The organism is Tistrella arctica (genome assembly GCF_039630945.1).
Taxonomy (GTDB): domain Bacteria; phylum Pseudomonadota; class Alphaproteobacteria; order Tistrellales; family Tistrellaceae; genus Tistrella; species Tistrella bauzanensis.
Map to the genome: position 1 here is coordinate 222435 of NZ_JBBKTV010000004.1, position 21393 is coordinate 243827.

Annotated in this window: 4 protein-coding genes; 2 read left to right on the forward strand and 2 right to left on the reverse strand. The window is 71.0% G+C overall.

Annotated features, from left to right (window positions below; translation table 11 throughout):
• Nucleotides 1-74: 74 nt before the first annotated feature.
• Entirely contained in the window at nt 75-2999 is a 2925-nt protein-coding gene (locus WG924_RS10630; RefSeq protein ID WP_345933004.1) for an efflux RND transporter permease subunit, read from the reverse strand.
• Complete coding sequence (locus tag WG924_RS10635; protein WP_345933005.1) at nt 2999-4117, reverse strand: efflux RND transporter periplasmic adaptor subunit; 1119 nt, start codon at nt 4115-4117, stop codon at nt 2999-3001. Before WG924_RS10635 ends, WG924_RS10630 begins: the two co-directional genes overlap by 1 nt.
• Nucleotides 4118-4195: 78 nt before the next feature.
• Between WG924_RS10635 and WG924_RS10640 the strand changes: the two genes are divergently transcribed.
• Both WG924_RS10640 and WG924_RS10645 read left to right on the forward strand, forming a co-directional pair.
• On the forward strand, nt 4196-4813 hold the full coding sequence (locus tag WG924_RS10640) for a TetR/AcrR family transcriptional regulator (RefSeq protein ID WP_345933006.1): 618 nt from the start codon (nt 4196-4198) through the stop codon (nt 4811-4813).
• Between the two features lie 421 nt (nt 4814-5234).
• On the forward strand, nt 5235-21392 hold the full coding sequence (locus WG924_RS10645; RefSeq protein ID WP_345933007.1) for a non-ribosomal peptide synthetase: 16158 nt from the start codon (nt 5235-5237) through the stop codon (nt 21390-21392).
• Nucleotide 21393 lies beyond the last annotated feature (1 nt).

Here is a 21393-nt window from a genome sequence, read left to right on the forward strand (position 1 = left end):
CAGCGCTCCAGGTCACGGACGAGGCGCGGCCGGCCGGGCGATCGGGCCGCTCCCGTCTTCCTAGCATGCCCGCCTTACCGACTTCCATCCGCAACCGGCCTGATCCGGAACCACGCGGCATAGAGCGCGGGCAGGAAGAGCAGGATCAGCACCGTGCCGACCGCGGTGCCGCCGATCAGCGTATAGGCCATCGACCCCCAGAACACCGAATGCGTGAGGGGGATAAAGGCCAGCACCGCGGCAAGGGCGGTCAGCATCACCGGCCGTGTGCGCTGCACCGTGGCCTCGATGACCGCGCGATAGTCATCGAGCCCGGCCGCACGGTTTTCCTTGATCTGCTCGGTCAGGATCAGTGTGTTGCGCATCACGATGCCGGCCAGCCCGATAAGGCCCAGGATGGCATTGAAGCCGAAGGGCTGATTGAAGGCGAGCAAGGTCGGCACGACCCCGACGAGACCAAGCGGCGCCGTCAGCAACACCATCGCCAGCATCGAGAAGGATCGGACCTGCGCCATGACCACGATGAGCGTGATGGCGATCATGAGCGGAAACACCTTGCCCAAGGCCGCGTTGGCCTTGGCCGCCTCTTCGATCGATCCGCCCATCTCGATGCGATAACCCGCCGGAAAAGTGGCGATCAGCGGCTGAAGGGCGGTCATGATCTGCTTCGAGACCTCGGGCGGCTGGGTCGCCTCGTCGATGTCCGAGCGGATCGTGATGACCGGCACGCGATCGCGGCGCTTCAGGATCGGCTCTTCCAGATGGATGGCCGAGCGGCCGATCTGGTCGAGCGGAACGGGTTGGCCGTCCCGGCTCATCAGCGAGAAATCCGCCAGCCGTGTCGGATCCAGCCGCTCGCCGCCGGCACTGCGCGCCATGATGGGGACATTGCGGATATCCTCGCGGACCTGTGTGACCGCAATGCCGGTCAGGAGGAATTGGAGCTGCCGGCTCACCTCGGTGGATGAGAGGCCGATGAGGTTCAGTCGATCCTGATCCGGAACGAAGCGAAGCACGGGGGCGCGGTTGCCCCAGTCGCGATTGGCCTGCCGCACGTCCGGCACACCCCGCATGATGTCGAGGGCCGCCTCGGAAATGCGATAGAGTTGCGCGGGGTCCGGCCCCATGATCCGGAACTCGACCGGAAACGGCGTGTAGGGCCCGAAGACGAGCTGCGTGACGCGCACATGCGCCTCGGGCGCCAATCCCTCGGCCACCGCCCCGCGAAGCCGCTGCTTCAGGGCCTCACGCGCCTCGGCATCCGGGGTCAGCACGACGATCTTGGCGAAGGCCGGGTCGGGCAATTCGGGCGCCATCGCGAAAAAGAAGCGCGGGGCGCCCTGACCAACATAACTTGTGACGGTCAGGGCCTCGGGCTGGCCGTCCAGCCAGTCTTCCAGCGTTTCGACCGCCGCGGTCGTGGTCTCGATACTGGTGCCGTCCGGCAGGCGAACCTCCACCAGCACCTCGGGCCGGTCGGATGTCGGGAAGAACTGCTGTTTGATGGCCCCCATGCCGACAACCGACAGCGCGAAGGCGATGCCGACAATGCCGCAGGTCACGAATTTATGCCGCACGGCCAAGGTGATGAGCCGCCGCAGGCGCCGATAGTTCGGCGTGCCGTAAATCGCCTGGTGGCCACCTTCGACCGGCTTGATCGCGGGCAGCATCCTGACGCCGAGATAGGGTGTGAAGACCACCGCGACGATCCATGAGACGATGAGGGCGAACCCCACCACCCAGAAGATGTTGCCGGCGTATTCGCCAGCCGTCGAGCGCGCGAAGCCGACCGGCAGGAAGCCCGCGATCGTCACCAGCGTTCCCGACAGCATCGGCGCCGCGGTGTGGCTCCAGGCATAGGCCGCCGCCTTGATGCGGTCCATGCCCTCTTCCATCTTCACCACCATCACCTCGATGGCGATGATGGCGTCGTCCACCAGAAGACCCAGCGCCAGGATCAGGGCGCCGAGCGCCATCGCGAACTTCATCATGAACTCGTCGACCGCCGCTTTGATGTTGACAGCCTGGTCACTGACCTTTTCGAGTGTCATCCCAAGCGGCAGCGTCTGGCCGATGGCCGCCGTCCTGTCTTCCAGCGCCCGGCCGAGCGCCAGACCGTCCCACCCCTCCTGCATGACCGCCGCGAGCATGATGGTCGGCTCGCCCCCACGCCGGATGAGATATGTGGGCGGGTCTTCATAGCCGCGACGGACCTCGGCGATGTCAGAGAGCCTCAGCGTCTGTCCCGCGGCGACGATCGGCGTGTCGGCAATGGCCCGAACGCTGTCATAGGCGCCGTCGATCCGGATGAAGACCCGCGGACCGCGGGTGTCGACCGAGCCTGCCGGCGTGACCGTGTTCTGCCGCTGCAGGGCGGCGACGATGTCCAGCGCCGAGACGCCAAGGGTCGCCAGCCTGTCGTAAGAGAATTCGACGAAGATCTGTTCGGGCCGCTCACCGAGGATGTTGATCTTTTTCACGCCCGGCACATGCAGCAGATCCTGACGGATCGCCTCGGCCTGTCGGGCCAGTTCACGCATCGGCATGCCCTTGGCCTTGAGCGCGTAGAGAGCGAAACTCACATCCGAATATTCATCGTTGACGAACGGGCCAAAAACGCCTGTCGGCAGGTTTCGCGCTTCGTCTCCAAGCTTCTTGCGTGCCTGATAGAATTGCGCCTCCACATCGCCGGGCGGCGTGCTGTCCTTCAGGGTGACGGTCATATACGCATAGCCCGGCCGCGCGGTCGTCTCCACGCGATCATACCAGGCGAGTTCCTGGAGCCGCTTCTCCAACGGTTCTGCCACGAGATCCTGCATCTCGCGCGCCGTGGCACCCGGCCATGCCGTCGTGACCGTCAGCGTCTTGATGGTGAAATTCGGATCCTCCGCCCGGCCGAGCATGAAGAAGGCGTAGATGCCGGCCGCCACCAGCAGAAGCAGGGCGAACAGGGTGACGGCCCGTTCGCGAACGGCGATCGCGGAGAGATTGAGGGTCATCACTCGCTCCCGCTTTCGGAAACCGTTCTGACGCGAGCGCCCTCTTGCAGAAGATGGGCGCCGAGCGAGACGATTGGTTCGTCAGACCGCAAGCCGGTGATCACGGCGGTTTCGCCGGTCAGGCGCGCGAGCCCGACCGGCCGGAAGCGCACCGTCGACGTGGTGTCATCCAGAACCCAGACGCCGGTTCTCTGGCCATCATCCAGCAGGGCGCCGAGCGGCACTTCCACCTCGGGATGGCTCGCCCGATCGACCAGCCGGACCGTGACCGTCGCTCCGAGCGGTGCTGCCGCGGCCTCGCCCGCAAGAACATAGCGGGCCTCATAGGTACGGGTCCGGGCATCGGCGGACTCCGATAGCTGCCGAAGCTCCGCCGCGTAGCGCCGGGCACCGGTCCCATACAGGCTGGCCTCGGCCCGCGAGCCTATCGCCGGCCGGACCGTCTCAGGCAATGAGACGATGGCTTCACGGGGGCCGGCCTGAGCAAGCCTGACGACGGTCTGGCCGGCAGACACGACCTGCCCCGGCTCACCGAGCGTTTCGACGATCATTCCGTCAGCATCGGCAACCAGAATGGAATATGCCGCCTCATTTTCGGCAACCCCGGCTTCGGCTTCGGCCGCAGCGAGTTGAGCCCTGGCGGTGTCCATGGCCGCCTTCGCCTGTTCGTAACGCTGCGCGCTCGCGGCGAGCCCCTGTCTGACCAGTGTGGCATAGCGCTTTTCATCGGCCCGCGCCTGAACCAGCACGGCGCGGGCCGCGGCGACGGCATTGCGCCGGGCGGCGAGCACCAATCGCAGGTTCGCCTCGTCGATCCGCATGAGCGGCTGACCGGCCTTGACCTGCTGTCCGACAGTCACAAGCCGTTCCGTGATCTTGCCGGGCACGCGAAATCCGAGATCGCTCTGCACTCTGGCCGCGACAATGCCGGTGAACCGCCGTTCGGAGTGGCCGATCGGGGTCGCCATCGTCGATCTGACGATCGGGGCCTTCATCCGTGGATCACCCACGGCGGATGCCGTCTGCGGGTTGGTCGAGAGCACGGCGAACGCCGCGGCCGCCGACGCCGCGAGCAGAACGCTTCCTGCCACGGCAATTGATCTCAGTCTCTTGCCCATCGCCTCGCCCCAATTAGATTGTGATCGAACTCTATATATGTTATAGATGTTGAGTGCAATCTAATTATGGAGGTGACGATGCGCGTCAATCGCGTTCAGGCCGCGGAAAACCGGCAGACGGTGATCAACGTGGCCAGCCGCCTTTTCCGCGAGCACGGCTTCAATGGCATTGGCCTGAAGGGCTTGATGGAAGCTGCCGGGCTGACACAGGGCGCGTTCTACAAGCAGTTCACGTCAAAAGACGATCTGGCCGCGCAGGCATCCCGACGGGCCCTGGAGATGGCCTTCGACCGATGGTCGACCGCAGCCACGGCCAATCCGCAGGATCCGTTCGGCGCGGTGATCGCGTTCTACCTGAGCATGGACCATTCCGCGGAGCGGATGGACGGATGCCCGGTCGTCGCACTGGGTTCGGATGCGGCCCGGCAGAGCCCTGAGGTGAAGGCATCCTTCGAGGCCGGCATCAGGGAATACCTTGTGATGCTTGGCGGTTGGATCGGCGAGGGCGAAGCCGGGAATGCCGGCGGCGAGCCCTGCAACCGCGCCATGGCCATTCTCTCGACGATGGTCGGTGCGATGATCCTCTCGCGCGCCGTCAATGACGAGCAGATGTCGAAGCGGTTCCTGGAAGCGGCGGCCCAGAGCGTGCTGAAGGAACCGAGCGTGCTGAAGGAACAGATGGCCGGCGAGGCCTGACGACACCCTCTCCCGGCCAGATGCCATCGAACGCATCCCACTCACCTGATCACGAGCTGCGCCCGATCGGAGTTCGGGTCGGACCGAAGCCTGCAGACGACCAGCCGCGCCCGTCGTCCTCGCCTGCCCGCTCGCCATATACGCGCGGCCTCGATCGCCCGATGGCGGCCCGAATCGGGCCGGTTCCGATTGAGGTTCGCAGCCCCACGGCCTGCCTGTCATATCATTATCCGCAATGCGTTCTCACCCGGGAACACTGATCGCCACAACCGGCGTCAACGAATATCCACCACTGCGGTGGCACGGCTTGCGGGTGACACAATCTTGCACCTAATGTGCGACCAGACAGGCACCATCCGGACGGCCGACAGGCCCTGATCCGGGCAGCGGGAGCCGGGGTGCGTATGAAAGGTAAGGCGGCGTGAGCGTGATTGGTCGGATCGGGCCCAGCCTGCGACAGGATACGGCAGCGGTGATGGATGCGGCGGCACCGGCGGCGGATGCCCCCTCTCAGCCATCCGCGCCGATGCCGCTGTCGGGCGCCCAGGCGGCCATCTGGGCCGAGCTGGCGGCGGGCGGTGTCGCCACGACGTTCTATAACATCGCAGATCAGATAAGCCTGAACGGGCCGCTCGATCCGGCGGCGTTCAGGGCGGCGCTGTATCACGTCCACCGGGCCGCCGACGTCTCGCGGCTGCGCTTCGCCGCCGATGACGGCGTGCCCGTCCAGTGGTTCGACGCAACGCCCGGCCGGTTCGATTTCGCCCTGATCGACCTGTCGGATGCCGAAGACCCCGAGACGCTGGTCACCGAGGAATTCCACGCGCTGCGCCTGCGCCCGTTCGACCTGATGCACGGCCCGCTGAACCGGCACCGGCTGATCAGGCTGGCCCCCGACCGGCATTGCTGGATCCGCTGCTATCACCACCTGATCACCGATGGCCTGGGCGGTGTGATGACCGCCGCCGCCACCGCCGCCGCCTATGATGCGTATAAGCAGGGGGCGCCGCTGCCCGATCCGGCGTTTCTGCCCTATGGCGACCATCTGACGCGTGAAGCGGCCCATGCGGCGGGGGCGGCAGGGGCGGCCGATCTTGCCTATTGGCGCGCCCGGCTGGCCGGCGACATCCACCCCCACAGCTTCGGCCACACCATGCGGCCGGGTGGCCAGCCTGTCACCGCCAACCCTGTCACTGCCAACCCCGCTGCCGCAGGCGCCCGCCGGACCGCCATTCTCGGTGCCGAAGCCCCGCCGCAATCGGTGATCCGGCCATTGGGTGCCGCCCGGATGGCGGCGCTGGACGCGCTGGCCGGCCGGCTTGGCATCAACGCACGCAGTAGCGTGATGCTGGCCCTGTTCCTGGCGCTGCTGGGCCGCAGCGTCGGCACCGACACGCCGTCCTGCACCACCCTGCTCAGCAATCGCCTGACCCGCGCCGACCGGCGCACGCTGGGCCAGTTCGCCTATACCGTGCCGTTCTGGACCCCGATCGATCCGGCCGAGAGCCTTGAGGATCTGGCCCGCCGGGTCGACAGCATCGCGCGCCGCGACCTCAGGCATATGCGGCTTGCCCCGGTGCGCTGGCGCGAGGCGGGCTTCACGCCGGCCGCGGCCATCGCCCGTGGCGCCACCTTCAACGCCATGGATTTCCCCGCAACGCTGGGCTTCGACGGGCTGAGCGTCGCGGTGCGCAATGCGGTGTTCGGGCCGCTCGACGATGTGCTGGCCTGTCTGCGGACCTATGGCACCGCCGGCGGCGCCGATATGCAGTGGAGCTTTCCGCCGGCCCGCATCGACGCATCGGCTGTCGAGGCCCTGGCCGACAGTTATGACCGCATGCTCGATGCGGCACTGGCCGATCCGTCGCAACCGCTCCGACAGATACAGGCGCTGGCGGCGGGGCCGGTCGCGATCGCCACGGCGCCGGTCATCGACGATGCCGCGGTCTGGCGGCTGGAAGACGAGATCACCCGGATTTTCGCCGGTCTGCTGCACAGCCCGGCGCTGACGCCGGCGTCCGACCTCACCGATCATGGCCTGCATTCGCTGCTGGCGATCCGCGCGCTGGGGCCGGTGACGCGCGCGCTGCGCAACATCGTCGCGGCCGGGCGTGACGTCACCGTCGCCGATATCCTGGGCCATCCGTCGCCGGCGGCGCTGGCGGCCCGCCTGCTCGACCGGCCGATGGTGGCGCGACCGCAGGCGCCGGCGCCCGCCCTCTCCGCGACGCCCACCCTGTCGGCGCTGCCCGGCCCGGTCGCAGTGCCCGCCGCAATCTCCCCGCCCTCACCCGTCGCCGCATCGGCGCCGCCCGCCGGCACCACGCATGCAGCCTTCCCCCTGCCGGCGATGCTGGAAGGCCAGTGGCTGGCCCGGCGCGACGCGGGGCCCGGCACCACTTATGCCATCGGCATGGTCTGCGATCTGCCGGACGGCACCGGCCGCGCGGCGCTGATCGCGGCCCTGACCACGCTGATCGGCCGCCACCCGGCCCTGCGCTCCACCTTTGCCGAGGCGGCCGACGGCCAGGTGCTGCAGCATGTCCACCCGGTGCCGGCCGTCATCCTGCACGGCTTTAACGATCCGCATGCCATGATGGCGCCCTTCGACCTGACCACCGGGCCGCTGATCCGGTTCGGCTGGGACGAGGACGCACCCGAGCGGCTGCGGGTGATGGTCGACCATATGGTGTTCGACGGCGAGTCACGCGCCATCCTGCAGCGCGAGTTGACAGCCTGTCTGTCGGGCGCGCCGCTGGCGCCGGCGCCCGACATGGCGGTGCTCGCCGATGCCGGATCGGGCGACCATGCCGCCACCGAAGCCGCCCGCGCCTTCTGGGCCGATCGTCTGCCGCTGCTGCCCTGCCGGGCGCTGACCGCCGATCCGGATCGGGACGCGCAGCCGGCCGCCGGCCAGGGCCGGCGCGCGATGACCCGGCTGCCGGCCGATACCGCCCGCGCTCTGGGGCGGCTGACCGGCCGTGGCGCCACGCCGACCGCGATCTGGACCGCGATCGTCGCCACCGCCCTCACCCGCCTGATCGACGACACCCCCCGCCTTGCCTTCGGCTTCCCCTTCGCCGGCCGCAACCGTGGCGGCACGGCCGATGCGATCGGCTGTTTCGTCAATCTGCTGCCGGTGATCGCCGCACCCGAGGACGGCGACACGCTGACCACGCTCGGCCGCCGGATCGGGCTTGAACTGTCGCGGGTGCTGGCGGTTCAGGATTATCCGCTGTCCCGGCTGACCGCCGACTGGAGCCGCGCGGTGCCCGATCGCGGCCCGGCGCCCTTCGATGTGGTCTGCACGCTGGAAGGCGATCTCGCCGCCCTCGATTCCGCCGATCTTGCCATCGCGACCGGCAAGTTCCCGCTGCTGATCGGGCTGATGTGGCAGGGCGACGCGGCCGCGCTGAACATCGAGCACGATCCCGCCCGCTTCGGCACCGCCTGGGTCGACCGGCTGGCCCGGGTGCTGCAGGCGGTGATCATGGCCGCCGCCGCCGACCCGGCCACGCCGCTGGACCGGCTGTCGCTGCTCGACGATGCCGACCGCGCGCTGATCGATGCGGTGAACGCCACCACCACGCCCTATCCGCGCGAGCAGGGCCTTGGCCCCCAACTCGATGCGGTGCTGACCGCCGACCCGGCGCGCCCGGTGATCGCCGATGACGATCAGACCCTGGATGCCGGCACGCTGCGCGCGCGCCTGGGGGCCGTCGCCAGTGCGCTGGAGGATGCCGGGGTCGCCCCCGGCGCGGTCGTGGGTCTGGCGGTCGAGCGCGATCTTGGCGGCATCATCGGCCTGATGGGGATCATCTGGGCCGGCGGCGCCTATCTGCCGCTGGCCACCACCTTCCCGATCGACACCGCCCGGCGGCTGCTGGCCAATGCCGGCTGCACGGTGCTGCTGGCGGATGACGCCGGGCTGGCGCATTGGGCGGCGCTCGCCCCCGACATCACCCTGGTGCCGCTGACCGCTGCCATGCCGGTGGCGTCGGCGCACGACCGGCCCGACCGGGCGCCGGCGCAGCGCGGCCCGGAAGACCTCGCCTGCATCCTCTATACCTCGGGCTCGACCGGCGAACCCAAAGGCGTGGCCATTCCCCAGCGCGCCATCGCCCGGCTTGCCCATGGCGGCCTCTGCCGGCCGGGGCAGACCATGGCCCAGGCGGCGCCGATCGCCTTCGACGCGATCTGCCTGGAATTATGGGCACCGCTGCTCAACCACGGCCGGGTGCGGATCATCCCGGCGATGACCATGTTCGATCCGCCGCTGCTGGAACGCTGCCTGCGCGATGCCCGGGTGGATGTGGCCTGGGTCACCGTCAGCCTGCTCAACCGGATCATCGACGACCGGCCGCAGACCTTCGCCGGCCTGTCGCTGCTGATAACCGGCGGCGAGGTGGTCAGCCCCGGCCATATCGCCCGGCTGATCGACGCCTGCCCCGGCATCACCGTGCTCAACGGCTATGGCCCCACCGAGAACGGCACCTTCACCACCACCCATATCGTCACCTCAGCCGATCTCGACGGCGGGCCGGTGCCGATCGGCCGGCCGGTCGCCAACACCCGCATCCATGTGGTCGACGACCGGGGCCGGCCGGTGCCGCCGGGGGTGTGGGGTAACCTTCTGGCCGCCGGTGACGGCCTGGCCATCGGCTATGTCGGCCGGCCCGATCTGACCGCGCGGTCCTTCGTCACCCTGCCCGATATCGACGAACCCCTGCTCTATCGCACCGGCGACCGGGTGCGGCTCCGCGCCGATGGCGTGCTGGAATTCGGCGGCCGGCGCGACGGCCAGCTCAAGATCCGTGGCCAGCGCATCGAAACCGCGGCCATCGAAGCGGCGCTCACCGCCCGGCCGGGCGTGCGCGACGCGATGGTGGTCGCCCTCGGCGCCGGTGCCGATCAGACCCTGGCCGCCCTGGTCGCCGCCGATACAGCCGATCCTCAGGGCTGGCATCAGGCGGTGGCCGATCGCCTGCCCGCCTATATGATCCCGGCCCGGTTCGAACGCGTCGACCGGTTGCCGGTCAATGCCAATGGCAAGGCCGACCGCGCCGCCGCCGCCCGGCTTCTGGCCGGGGCGGCGGCGGGGGTGGGGGAGACGCCGGCGGCAGCGGTGGTTGCGGCCGCCATGCCCTTGGCATCCGGCCTGCCGACCCGGCCCGACGGCCCGTTGGAAGACGATCCGTTGGAGCGGGCGGTCGCCACCGCCTTCGCCACCCTGTTTCCCGGTGCCGATATCGATGCCGAGGCCGATTTCTTCGCCCTGGGCGGCCACAGCCTTGCGGCCATGCGGCTGTCGGGCCTGCTTGAAGCCGCGACCGGCCGGCGCCCCGGCCTGGGCCAGATCATGGCCGGCCGCACGGTGCGGGCGATCGCGGCCGATCTGGCCACCCTGCCGGTGGCGGGGCCGGCGGCGATCCCCCACGCGCCCGGCCTGGATCATCCGCTGTCCAGCGGTCAGGCGCGGCTGTGGGTGCTGCAGAAGCTGCACGCCGGTCTTGCCACCTATTCGGTGCCGATGGTGCTGGATTTGCGGGGCGCGCTCGATACGCAGGCGCTCGATCGGGCGCTGGTGGCTTTGGAAGACCGCCATCACGCGCTGCGCATCCGCTTCATCCCCCGCGCCGACGATGCCGATGGCGTGCGCCAGACCCTGGCCGCACCCGGCGCGCTGTCGCCGCGCCGACTCAACCTCGACGCCGATGCCGCGACGGCCTTCATCGCGGCCGAAATTGCCCGGCCCTTCGATCTGGGTGCCGAGCCGCTGGCGCGGGCGGCCCTGATCCGGCTGGATGATGCCGGCCGCCATCACCGCCTGCTGCTGGTCATTCACCACGCGGTCTGCGATGGCTGGTCGCTGCCGATCCTGCTGCGCGACCTTGGCGCGCTGTATGAGGCGCAGCTGGCCGGTCGTCAGGCCGCGGGTGCCGCACCCCTGCCGCCGCTGACCCGCCAGTTCAGCGATATCGCGGTCTGGCAGCGGGCGCGGCTGGCGGCACCAGAGGGTCGGGCGCTGATCGCGCGCTGGCAGGCACGGCTGACGCCGATGCCGGAAGCCCTGGCGCTGCCGACCGATTACCCGCGCCCCGCCGCGCGCAGCTTTGCCGGCGCCGTGGTCAGCCGGGTGCTGCCGCAGGCGGCCACCGCCTGCATCGACCGGGTCGCCGGTGCGGCATCGGTGACCCCGTTCACGGTGATGGCGGCGCTGCTCCAGATTCTGCTGCACCGCATGACCGGGCAGACCGACATCGCCCTGGGCCTGCTGGTCGGCGGCCGGGCGGCGCCGGTGCCCCAGGATGTCGTGGGCTTTCTGGTCAACACCGTGGTGCTGCGCCAGCCGGTCGACCCTGCCGCGGCCTTCACCACCCACCTTGCCGTCACCCGCGATCGTCTGGCCCAGGCGATCGCCGATCAGGACGCGCCGTTCGAAGCGGTGGTGGCAAGCCTTGGCGCCGACCGCCGGGCCGACCGTAACCCGATCTTCGACGTGCTGGTCACCTGGCAGGACGACATGCCGGCGATGCCGCCCATGGGCGGGCTTCAGGTGGTGCCGGTCGAAACCGTGCTGCCCTTCGCCAAATTCGACCTGTCCTTCCACATCCAGCGCGAAGGTGCTGCCATCCGCCTGCATGTGGAATATGCGATCGAGCTGTTCGACGCGGCAACCGTCCAGGCACTGATCGACCGGCTGGCGGTACTGGCCCAGGCGCTGCCGTCATCGGCGCCGGTCGCGGCCCTGCCGCTGCTGACCGCCGATGACCGCCGCCACCTCGCCGCCTGGAACCGGACCGGCCAGGCCCTGGACACCCGGCGCAGCATTCCGATGGTCTGGCGCGATGCGGTGGCGGCCATGCCCGACGCCCCCGCCCTGATCAGCGATGACATCACGCTCAATCACCGCGCCTTCGCAGCACGGGTGGATGCGCTGGCGGCCCGCCTGCATGCGGCCGGTGTGGCCGGCGGCGATGTCGTCGCGGTGGCGCTGGCGCGCGGCGCCGACATGCTGATCGCCATTCATGCCGTGCTGCGGGCCGGGGCCGCGTGGTGCCCGCTCGACCCCGCCCTGCCCGAGCGCCGCCGCGCCCATATGATCGAGGATCTGGGCCATCCCTGGTTCCTGTGCGATGCCGCCGGCGCCACCGCCTTCCCCGCCGACCGGAGCGTGTGGGTCGACGCGGCCGACGGAACGGCGGCGGCGACACCGCCGCCGCTGCCCTCCGATCCCGATGCGCTGGCCTATGTGCTGTTCACCTCCGGCTCCACCGGCCGGCCCAAGGGGGTGGAGATCGCCCATCATTCGGTGCTGAACCGCATTCTATGGATGCAGGCGACCTTCCCGATCGGCCCGGGCGACGTGATCCTGCAGAAGACGCCGGCCGGGTTCGACGTCTCGGTGTGGGAATTGCTGTGGTGGTCTTGGACCGGCGCCGCCGTCGCCATGCCGCCGCCGGGGGTGGAGCGCGACCCGCAGGCCCTGGCCGATGCGATCGCGGGCCATGGCGTGACCGTGATCCATTTCGTACCCGCCATGCTGCGTGCCTTCTTGAACGCGATCGAGGACGGCATCGTCGATGCCGGCCGGCTGGCCGGGCTGCGGCTGGTGTTTGCCAGCGGCGAGGCGCTGGATGCCGCGACCGTGCGCCGGTTCAACCACCTGCTGCATGCCCGCTTCGGCACCATGCTGCACAATCTGTACGGGCCGACCGAGGCGACCGTCGACGTCACCTGGCAGCCCTGCACGCCCTGGGCCGCCGACAGCCAGATCGTGCCGATCGGCCGGCCGGTGGCCAATACCCGCGTGCTGATTCTGGATGACGCCGGCCGGCCGGTGCCGCCGGGCGGCGTGGGTGAAATCGTGCTGGCCGGGCCGCAGGTGGCGCGCGGCTATCGCGGCCGGCCCGGCCTGACCGCCGAGCGTTTCCGGCCCGATCCGGATGCCGATCATCCCGGCGCACGGGTCTATCACACCGGCGATCTGGGCCGCTGGACCGCCGATGGCGCGGTCGCCTATCTGGGCCGCGCCGACGATCAGGTGAAGATCGGCGGCGTGCGGCTGGAACTGGCCGAGGTGGAAACCGCGCTGGATGCCTGCCCGGGTGTGGTGCGCGGGCTGGCCCGCGTCGCCACCCGCGACGGGTTGACCGAGCTGCACGCCTATGTTCTGGGCGCCGACGACCTGACGCCGCAGGCCCTGCGCGCCGCCCTGGCGCGCCATCTGCCCGATGCCATGATCCCCAGCCGCTGGTTCCGCATCGACGCGGTGCCGCTGTCGGCCAATGGCAAGGTCGACCGCAAGGCGCTGACCGGCCGGCCGTTCCAGCTTGCGGCCGCGCCGGCACCGATGCCCGCCCATGCCCCGACATCGCCCGAAGCCGGCATCGCGGCCATCTGGCGTGCGGTGCTGCCGCCTGAGACGGCCTTCGGCCCCGAGGACGGGTTCTTCGACGTCGGCGGCACCTCGCTGCTGCTGCTGCGCCTGCATGAACGGCTGGACGCACGCTGGCCGGGCGCCTTCACCGTCGCCGGGCTGTTCGCCGCCACCACCATCGCCGCACAGGCGGCACAGGTGGCGGATGTATCGGTATCGGCTGTCGCGGGCGGCCCGGCTGCCGCCGAACTCCGCGCACGCGACGTCACGGATGGCGCGATCGCGATCATCGGCATCGGCCTGCGGGTCGCCGGCGCCACCGATCTCGACGGTCTGTGGCGCGATGTCGCCGCTGGCGCCGACCGGGTGGGCGCGCTGCCGGCCACACGGCTGGAAACGGCGTGCATCATCGCCACCGCCGCCGGCATGGCCCTGCCGGCGCGGCTGCGCGAGGCCGCCTGGATCGAGGATATCGACGGCTTCGATCCGCGCCGCTTCCGCTTCTCGCCCGCCGATGCCGCCCTGCTCGACCCCGAACAGCGGCTGTTCCTGGAAACGGCGCTGCGGGCGCTGGAAGATGCCGGCCTTGGCGGCACGGCGCTGGATGGCCGCGCGGTCGCGGTCCATGTCGGCGGTAACGCCAATCCGGTCTATCGTCAGGCCGTGGCCCGCGTGGCCAGTTCGGGCGGAAGCAGTGCCGGCGGCACAGGTGCGCGGCTGGAACAGGCCTTCGCGCTGAACGTGCCGTCGAACATCGCCACGCGTCTGGGCTTTCTGCACGACTGGCATGGCCCCGCCTCGCTGATCGACACCGCCTGTTCATCGGGTCTGGTGGCGGTGGATGCCGCCTGCCGCGATCTGCGCGCCGGTGTGGCCGAGGTCGCCATTGCCGGCGCCGCGCGCCTGATCCTGGTGCCGATGGATGCCGCAACCAGCCTCAGCATCGAAAGTTCGACCGCCCGCACCCATGCCTTCGCCGACGGCTCGGACGGCACCGGCGCGGGTGAAGGCGCGGTCGCGCTGGTGTTGAAGCCTCTTGCCCGCGCCGAGGCCGATGGCGACCCGATCCATGCGGTGATCCTGGCCAGTGCCGTCAATCAGGATGGCGCCTCCAGCGGCGCCGCCGCCCCCAATCCGGTGGCGCAGGCGGCCGTGATCCGCGATGCATGGCGCCGCGCCGGCGCGCCTCTGCACACCGCATCCTATATCGAAGCCCATGGCACCGGCACCCGGCTGGGCGACCCGATCGAGATCGAGGGCCTGACCCGCGCCGCCATCGACGAGACCGCCGGCAACGAGGCCGCGCCGGCGCTGATCGGCTCGGCCAAGGGCAATTACGGCCATCTCGACACGGTGGCCGGCGCGCTTGGCCTGGTGCGCGCGGTCGCGGCCCTGGCCCACGACACCGCGCCGCCGCAGCCCTTTTTCACCCGGCCGAACCCGGCGATCGATTTCGCCCGCGCGCCGGTGCGGGTGGCCGACCGGCCGACACCGCTGCCCGATCGCGGCACCCGCCGCCGGGCCGGGGTCAGCGCCTTCGGCCTCAGCGGCATCAATGTGCATGCGGTGATCGAGGCGGCACCGCCGCCGGCCGCGATCGCAGCGACGGATCGTGGCTGGGCGGTGGTGGTGCTGTCGGCCGGCGACGATGCCGCACTGACCGCCTATGCCGGCGCGCTGCACACCCGCCTGATCGCCGATCCCGCCATCACGCCGGCAGAGGTGGCCCACACCCTCGCCCATGGCCGCGATCATCTGGCGCGGTGCGCGGCCCTGGTGGTGGACAGCCGCGACGATCTGCTGGCGGCCCTGGCCCGTCTGGCGCAGGGCGATCTGGCCGGTACCGCCACGCTGTCCCGCCGCCGGGATCGCGGCTGGACGGTGCCGGTCTGGCATGCCGGCCCAGATGGTGCCGGCAGGGCGGCGGCGGATGCCGCGGCCCAGGCGGTTCTGGCCGGTGCCGTGCCGGTCTGGCCCGAGACCATGCCCAGCCGCCGCCGGCATCTGCCGCCGGCACCCTTCACCCGCCAGCCCTGCCGGCTGGTGCTGCCCGCCGGGCTGGTGACGACCACACCGGCACCCGGCCCGGTGCTGCCGGACGCGACACGCCATGCCGGCTGGACCGCCTATCCGGGCGGACGGGTTCTGGCCCTGCCGCTGGATGATCCGGCGTTCTGGCCGGTGGCCGAACATCGCCTGAACGGCGTGCCGACCCTGGTCGGCATGGCCGTGCCGGCGCTGATCGCCGCCACCGCCGGTGCTGGCGCCAGCCTGCATGATCTGGTGTGGCGCCGGCCGATCCGCGCCGCCGCCGCCGGAACCGATGCCAGCCTGACGATTGCCGAGGATGGCGCGGTGCGTGTCGCCACCCGCGATGCCGGCGGCGACTGGGTCACCTGCGCCGAGGCGCGGCTGTCGACAGATGCCATGGCACCGGCAGCCCCGGTCGACCTTGCGACCGATGGGTTGATCGCCCTTGCCCTCAGCCCGTTCACCGGCACCGAGGGGCTGATGACCATCAGCCGGCGCTGGGACTGCCGGCGGGCGGTGTGGATGACGCCTGACCGCAGCCGGGCCATCGCGCGGCTGGCCATACCCGACGACATGGCCGGCGAGATGGCCGGCGACCCTGCGGCATGGCCCTGGCACCCGGCGCTGCTGGATGTGGCGGCCAGCCTGCTGATCGGCCCGGGCGAAGTGCCGCGCGGCTGCGGCGCGATCCGCTTCCATCATCCGCTGCCGGCGGTGGTGATGGCGCGCATCGACCGCACCGGCCCGGGCATGGCCAATCTGGTGCTGGCCGATCAGGCCGGCCGGGTCTGTGTGCAGATCGACGGCCTGCGCTTCGTGACCCTGGCCGCGGGGCCGGGCGCCCCTGAGATCCTGGCACCGGTCTGGACACCCGACCTTGCCACACGGCCCGCGGCCGACATGCTGCCCGCGGGCACCCGCGTCATCTCGGATCCGGCCGGGCTCGACGGGCTGCCGGCCGATGCGCCGCTGGTGGTGCGGGCCCCCGCCGGCGCCGATGCCGCCCGACAGGTCGCCATGCTGCTGCGTGCGGCCATGGCGACCGCGATCCCCCGGCGGATCGCGGTCACCGGCCTTGGCGCCGCGCCGATCGGCGACCGAGCCGCCGATCCCGATCAGGCGGCCGTGGCCGGTGTGGTGATGGCGGCGGCGCGTGAAACCCGCCATCACGATCTGCGCTATCTGGACGTCCCGGCCGCGCAGGCCATGGCGGCGGTGGCGGCCGAATGGTCCCATGACCGGGCCGAGCCGGCCTTCACCGCCTGGCAGGATGGTCAGCGCTTCACCCGCCGATTGACCGCCGTGAAGCCCGCCGGGCAACCGGTCTGGCCCGATCATGGCGTCTGCGTGGTCACCGGCGGCAGCGGTGGTTTCGCCGCCGCCCTGGCCGAAGCCTTCAGCAATGGCGGCCGCGTGGCCCTGGCCCTGCTGTCGCGCGGCACGCCCGGCGATGCCGCGCTGACAGCGGCGATCGAGCGGCTGACCGCCCATGGCGTCACCATCCGGCACTATGCGGCCGATGTCGCCGACCAGGGCAGTCTTGGCGCGGCGCTCGACCGTGTCCGGTCGGAGCTGGGCACCATCACCGCCGTGGTCCACATGGCCGGCATTGCCGATGGCGCCATGCTGGCGGTGCGCGACATGGCCGGATTCGATGCGGTGATGGCCCCCAAGATCAGCGGCGCGCGCCATCTGGAGGTGTTGACCGCCCGCGATCCGCTGGCCGCCTTCGTGGTGTTCGGCAGCGTCACCGGCCTGGCCGGCGCCATCGGCCACACCGCCTATACCGCCGCCAATGCCTGGCTGGACAGCTTCGCCATCCGCCGTCATGCGGCAGGGCGGCCGGCGCTGGCGATCGACTGGTGCACGCTGGCGGGCCAGGGCATGGCCGCCCGTGCCGGCGCGGATGATCTGGCCGGTGCGCCGGTCATCACGCCCGCGCAGGCGGTGACCGCCTGGGTGGCGGCATTGTCCGCCGGCGTGGCACAGGCCGTGGTGCTGCCGGCCGGCGCGGCCGCTGCCTTGACGGCGCCGGTAAGCCCACCCGCGCCTGAGGCCGCCATCGCCGACACCACCGCATCGGCGATGGCGCCGGATGCCGGTATCGCGGCGATCTGGGCGCAGATTCTGGGCCATCCGGTGGTCGGCCCCGATGACGATTTCTTTGAACTGGGCGGCGATTCGCTGTCGGGCATGGACATCGCCGACCGGCTGACCGCGCATTTCGGCCGCCCGGTCAGCCTTCAGGATCTGTTCGACCACAGCACGCCACGCACACTGGCCCTGGCCCTGATGCCGCGACCGGCCGGCGTCACCGAAGCGCTGCCGCTCGACGCGCGCATCGCCGCGATCTGGGCCGAGATCCTGGGCGATCCCACGGTCGGGCCGGATGACGATTTCTTCGAGCTTGGCGGCGATTCGCTCTCTGGCATGGACATCGCCGACCGGCTGGCGGCGGAGACCGGGCTTGCGGTCACCCTGTCGGATATCTTCGACCACACCACGCCACGCGCATTGGCGGCGGCGTTGCAGCCGGCCGCAGCGCCCCAGCCTGATCGCGAACCTGAACCAGCGCCCACCTTGGAACCCGCCCCCGCACCGGCAGCCACCGACCCGCGCAAGGCACCGCCGCGCGACCGGTATCCGCTGGCCTGGGAACAGCGTGCGGTGCTGCAGGCCGAGGCGATCGCCGATATGGGCACCGCCTTCAACCTGCCGCATGAAATCGATCTGGCGCCGGATGTGTCGCTCAGCCGGCTGCGGGCGGCGGTGGCGGCACTGGTTCAGCGTCATGCGGCGCTCAGAACCGGCATTCTGCCCGATGGCGACGACTGGGTGATGTGCCCGATCGATCCAGCACGGGCCGCCCCGGCGCTGGACATCCAGCCGATCGACCATCCGGCCGGCACGGCGCCGGCGGCAGCGATCCGGCCCTTCCATCCCGATGGCGGGCCGCTGGCGCGCTGGTCGCTGCACCGCGACCCGGCCGGCCGGCTGGTGCTGTTCTTCGATATCCATCACAGCATGGCCGATGCTCAGGCGGTCGACATCCTGCTGGGCGATCTGGCCGCGCTCTATGCCGGCCGGACACTGGCGCCGGTTACGGTCGACGTGGTCGATTACGGCTGGTGGACGGCGACCCGCGATCAGGCCGCCGCCGATCAGGCCCGCGACTGGTGGCGGCAGGTCTTCCCCGGCCCGCTGCCGCGCCTGGACCTGCCGACCGACCGCCCCCGGCCGCCCTATCACGGCCATGACATGGCGACCATCGCCGCCGATCTGCCGGCAGCGCTGGTCGCGGGCCTGCGCGCCTTCGCCGTGCAGCGCCGCACGACCCCGTTCTCGGTGCTGCTGGCCGCCTGGGCGGTGCTGCTGGCCCGGCTGGCCGGCAATGACGACGTCACCATCGCGGTGCCGGTCAACACCCGTGGCCGCGCCGGTTTCGACGGCGCGGTCGCCATGCATGCGGCCCTGGTGCCGGTGCGTCTGGCGATATCCGGCGATCTGAGCGGTGCCGCCCTGCTCGACCATGTCCGCAGCCGCCATGGCGGGGCGCTGGCCCATCACGCCCTGCCGCTGGGCCGGCTGCTGACCGAACTGAAGGCGCCGGCGATGCCGGAACGCAGCCCCCTGTCGGAAGTCTCGATCTCGTATATGAACCATGCCTCGGTCGCGGCGGATGCCGTGGGTGCCGCCGGCTTCGGCGTGCGGGGTCTGGCGCGGCCGGCGGGCAAGAACGACCTGTCGGTGTTCCTGGCCGATCATGGCGAGGCCATGGGGCTTGCGATCGAATACGACACCGCCCTGTTCGATGCCTGGCGGATCGCGGCCTTCGCGCCGATGCTGCGCACGCTGCTGACGGCGCTGATCGCCGATCCCGACCGCCCGATCGGCCGCCTGCCCCTGCTCGACGATACCGCCCGCGCGATCATCACCGGGTATGAAACCCGCCACGGTCTGGCGGTGCTCGACCCGGCCGGCGCGCCGGCGCCGGTGGGTGTGTGGGGGGCCCTGCACCGGATCGGCGACGATGGCCGCGCACCGACCGGCCTGCGGGCACGCTGGCGCGCCGATGGCGAGATCGAAACCAGCGGCCGGCTGGACCGCGTGACCCGCTGGCAGGGCCATCTGCTCGACCCGGCGGCGATCGAGGCACGGCTGCTGGCGGCCCTGCCCCACCTGGCGGGTCTGCGCATCGCGGTTGGCGACGATGCCTTGCGGGCGGCGGTGCTGGCGGCCCCATCCACGCCGCCACTATCGTCGACGCCACCACTGTCGGCCACAGAGCTTCACGCCGTGGCCGCGGCACTGCTGCCGCCGGCCCTGGTGCCCACGGCCTGGTATCGGCTCGACACCCTGCCCGAGGACCGGCATGCGCTCGCGGATCTGATCGCCGCCGCCACGCCGCTCGGCGCCACCGCCGGCGACAGGTCATCGCCATCCGCGGCCGAAGCCGAGGCCGAAGCCGCGGTCTGCGCCGTGTTCTCCGAGGTGTTCGGCCGGCCGGTCACGGCAGCGGATGGCGATTTCAACACGCTGGGCGGTCACAGCCTGCTGGCGATGCGGGTGGTCAACCGGCTGGAACAGGTAACCGGCATCCGGCTGGCCATGTCGGTGTTCTTCAGCGATCCCGGCATTCCCGGCATCGCACGGCATCTGGTGGCGGCAGGGGCCGGCGCCAGCGGCCAGCCGGCCGCCGTTCCGGCGGTGACGGCGCCCTCGGCCTCGCCCGCACCCGCGCACTCGCCCGACCGGCCGGATACCGGCCTCCATCCGGCAAGCCATGGCCAGCAGCGGCTCTATCTGCTTCAGCAGTTGGAGCCCGACAGCCCCGCCTGGCTGATGCTGTTCACCCTGCCCTGCGGCGCGGTCGATGCCGATGCCCTGGCCCGCGCCCTCGATGCCCTCGCCCGGCGCCATGCGGTGCTGCGCACCGGCTTCGAGACCATCGACGGCCAGATCCTGCAACGGGTGGCCGAGGGGGGGCGGATGACCGGGGGGGCGCCGGCGCTGGTGGTCGACGATCTCCGCCATCACCCTCAACGGCGCGACGAGGCCCTGCGTCTGGCCCGGCGCGAGGCGGCGACCCCGTTCGATCTGGCCCGCCCGCCTTTGCTGCGCGCCCGGCTGATCCGGCTGGGCGACACCGACAGCCTGTTGCTGCTGGTGCTGCACCACATCGCCGGCGATGGCTGGTCCAGCCGCATCCTGCTGGCCGAGCTGGCGGCCCTCTACGCCGCCGCCTGCGCGGGCAGCCGGGCGGCCTTGCCGCCGCTGCCGATCTCTTATGCCGATCATGCCCGCCGCCAGATGGCGCCGCAGACGGCACGGCACTGGCAGGCCGCGACCGGCTGGTGGCGCGACCAGCTCGCCGGGGCGCCGGGCGAGATTGCCCTGCCGATCGATCATCCCTCCGTTGGGGGCCATTCCGGTGGGAGCCATGGCAGCGCGCCGGGCCGGGGGGCCAGCTTGCGCCGCGACCTGCCGCCGGCGCTGCTTGAAAACCTCCGCGATCTGGCCCGCCGGCAAGGTGCCAGCCTGGCCGCGGTCGGCCTGGCCATGGTCTCGGCCATGCTGTATCGGTTGACCCGACAGCCCGATATGGTCATCGGCATGGGCGTCGCCGGCCGCGACAGCGCCGATACCGAGGGGCTGATCGGCTTTTTCGTCAACGTGCTGCCGATCCGCATTCAGCTCGACGACGACACCGAGGCCGGCCAGTTGATCGACCAGATCAATCAGCGGCTGATGGCGGCGCTGGACCGGCGCGACGTGCCGTTCGACATGGTGGTGCGGGCGGTGGCGCCGCAGCGCGCCGGCGCCCGTCAGCCGCTGGCCAACGTGATCTTCGAGTATCAGCGCTTCGGCGACACGGCCGGCATCCATGCAGACAGCGCCGATGCGGGCGGCGCCGATAAGGCCGGCGCCCTTGCCGGCCTGCCGCCGCCACCGGATGATGGCGGCATTCTGGGCGATGCCGTGGCCGGGCTGATCGACGCCACCACCGCCAAACACGATCTGATCGTGTTCTTCGAGGACGAGGGCGCCCGCGCGCGGTTCTCGTTCGAATACGACACCGGCCGCTTCGCGGCATCGACCATGGACCTCTGGATGGGCTTCCTGATCCGGATCGCCACCGCCCTGTCCGCACGCAGCAACGAGACCTGAC

What these genes read in the sequence shown, in the direction of transcription:
- WG924_RS10630 (WP_345933004.1), bottom strand. Translation starts at nt 2,999, where the DNA reads ATGACCCTCAATCTCTCCGCGATCGCCGTTCGCGAACGGGCCGTCACC.
- WG924_RS10635 (WP_345933005.1), bottom strand. Translation starts at nt 4,117, where the DNA reads ATGGGCAAGAGACTGAGATCAATTGCCGTGGCAGGAAGCGTTCTGCTC.
- WG924_RS10640 (WP_345933006.1), top strand. Translation starts at nt 4,196, where the DNA reads ATGCGCGTCAATCGCGTTCAGGCCGCGGAAAACCGGCAGACGGTGATC.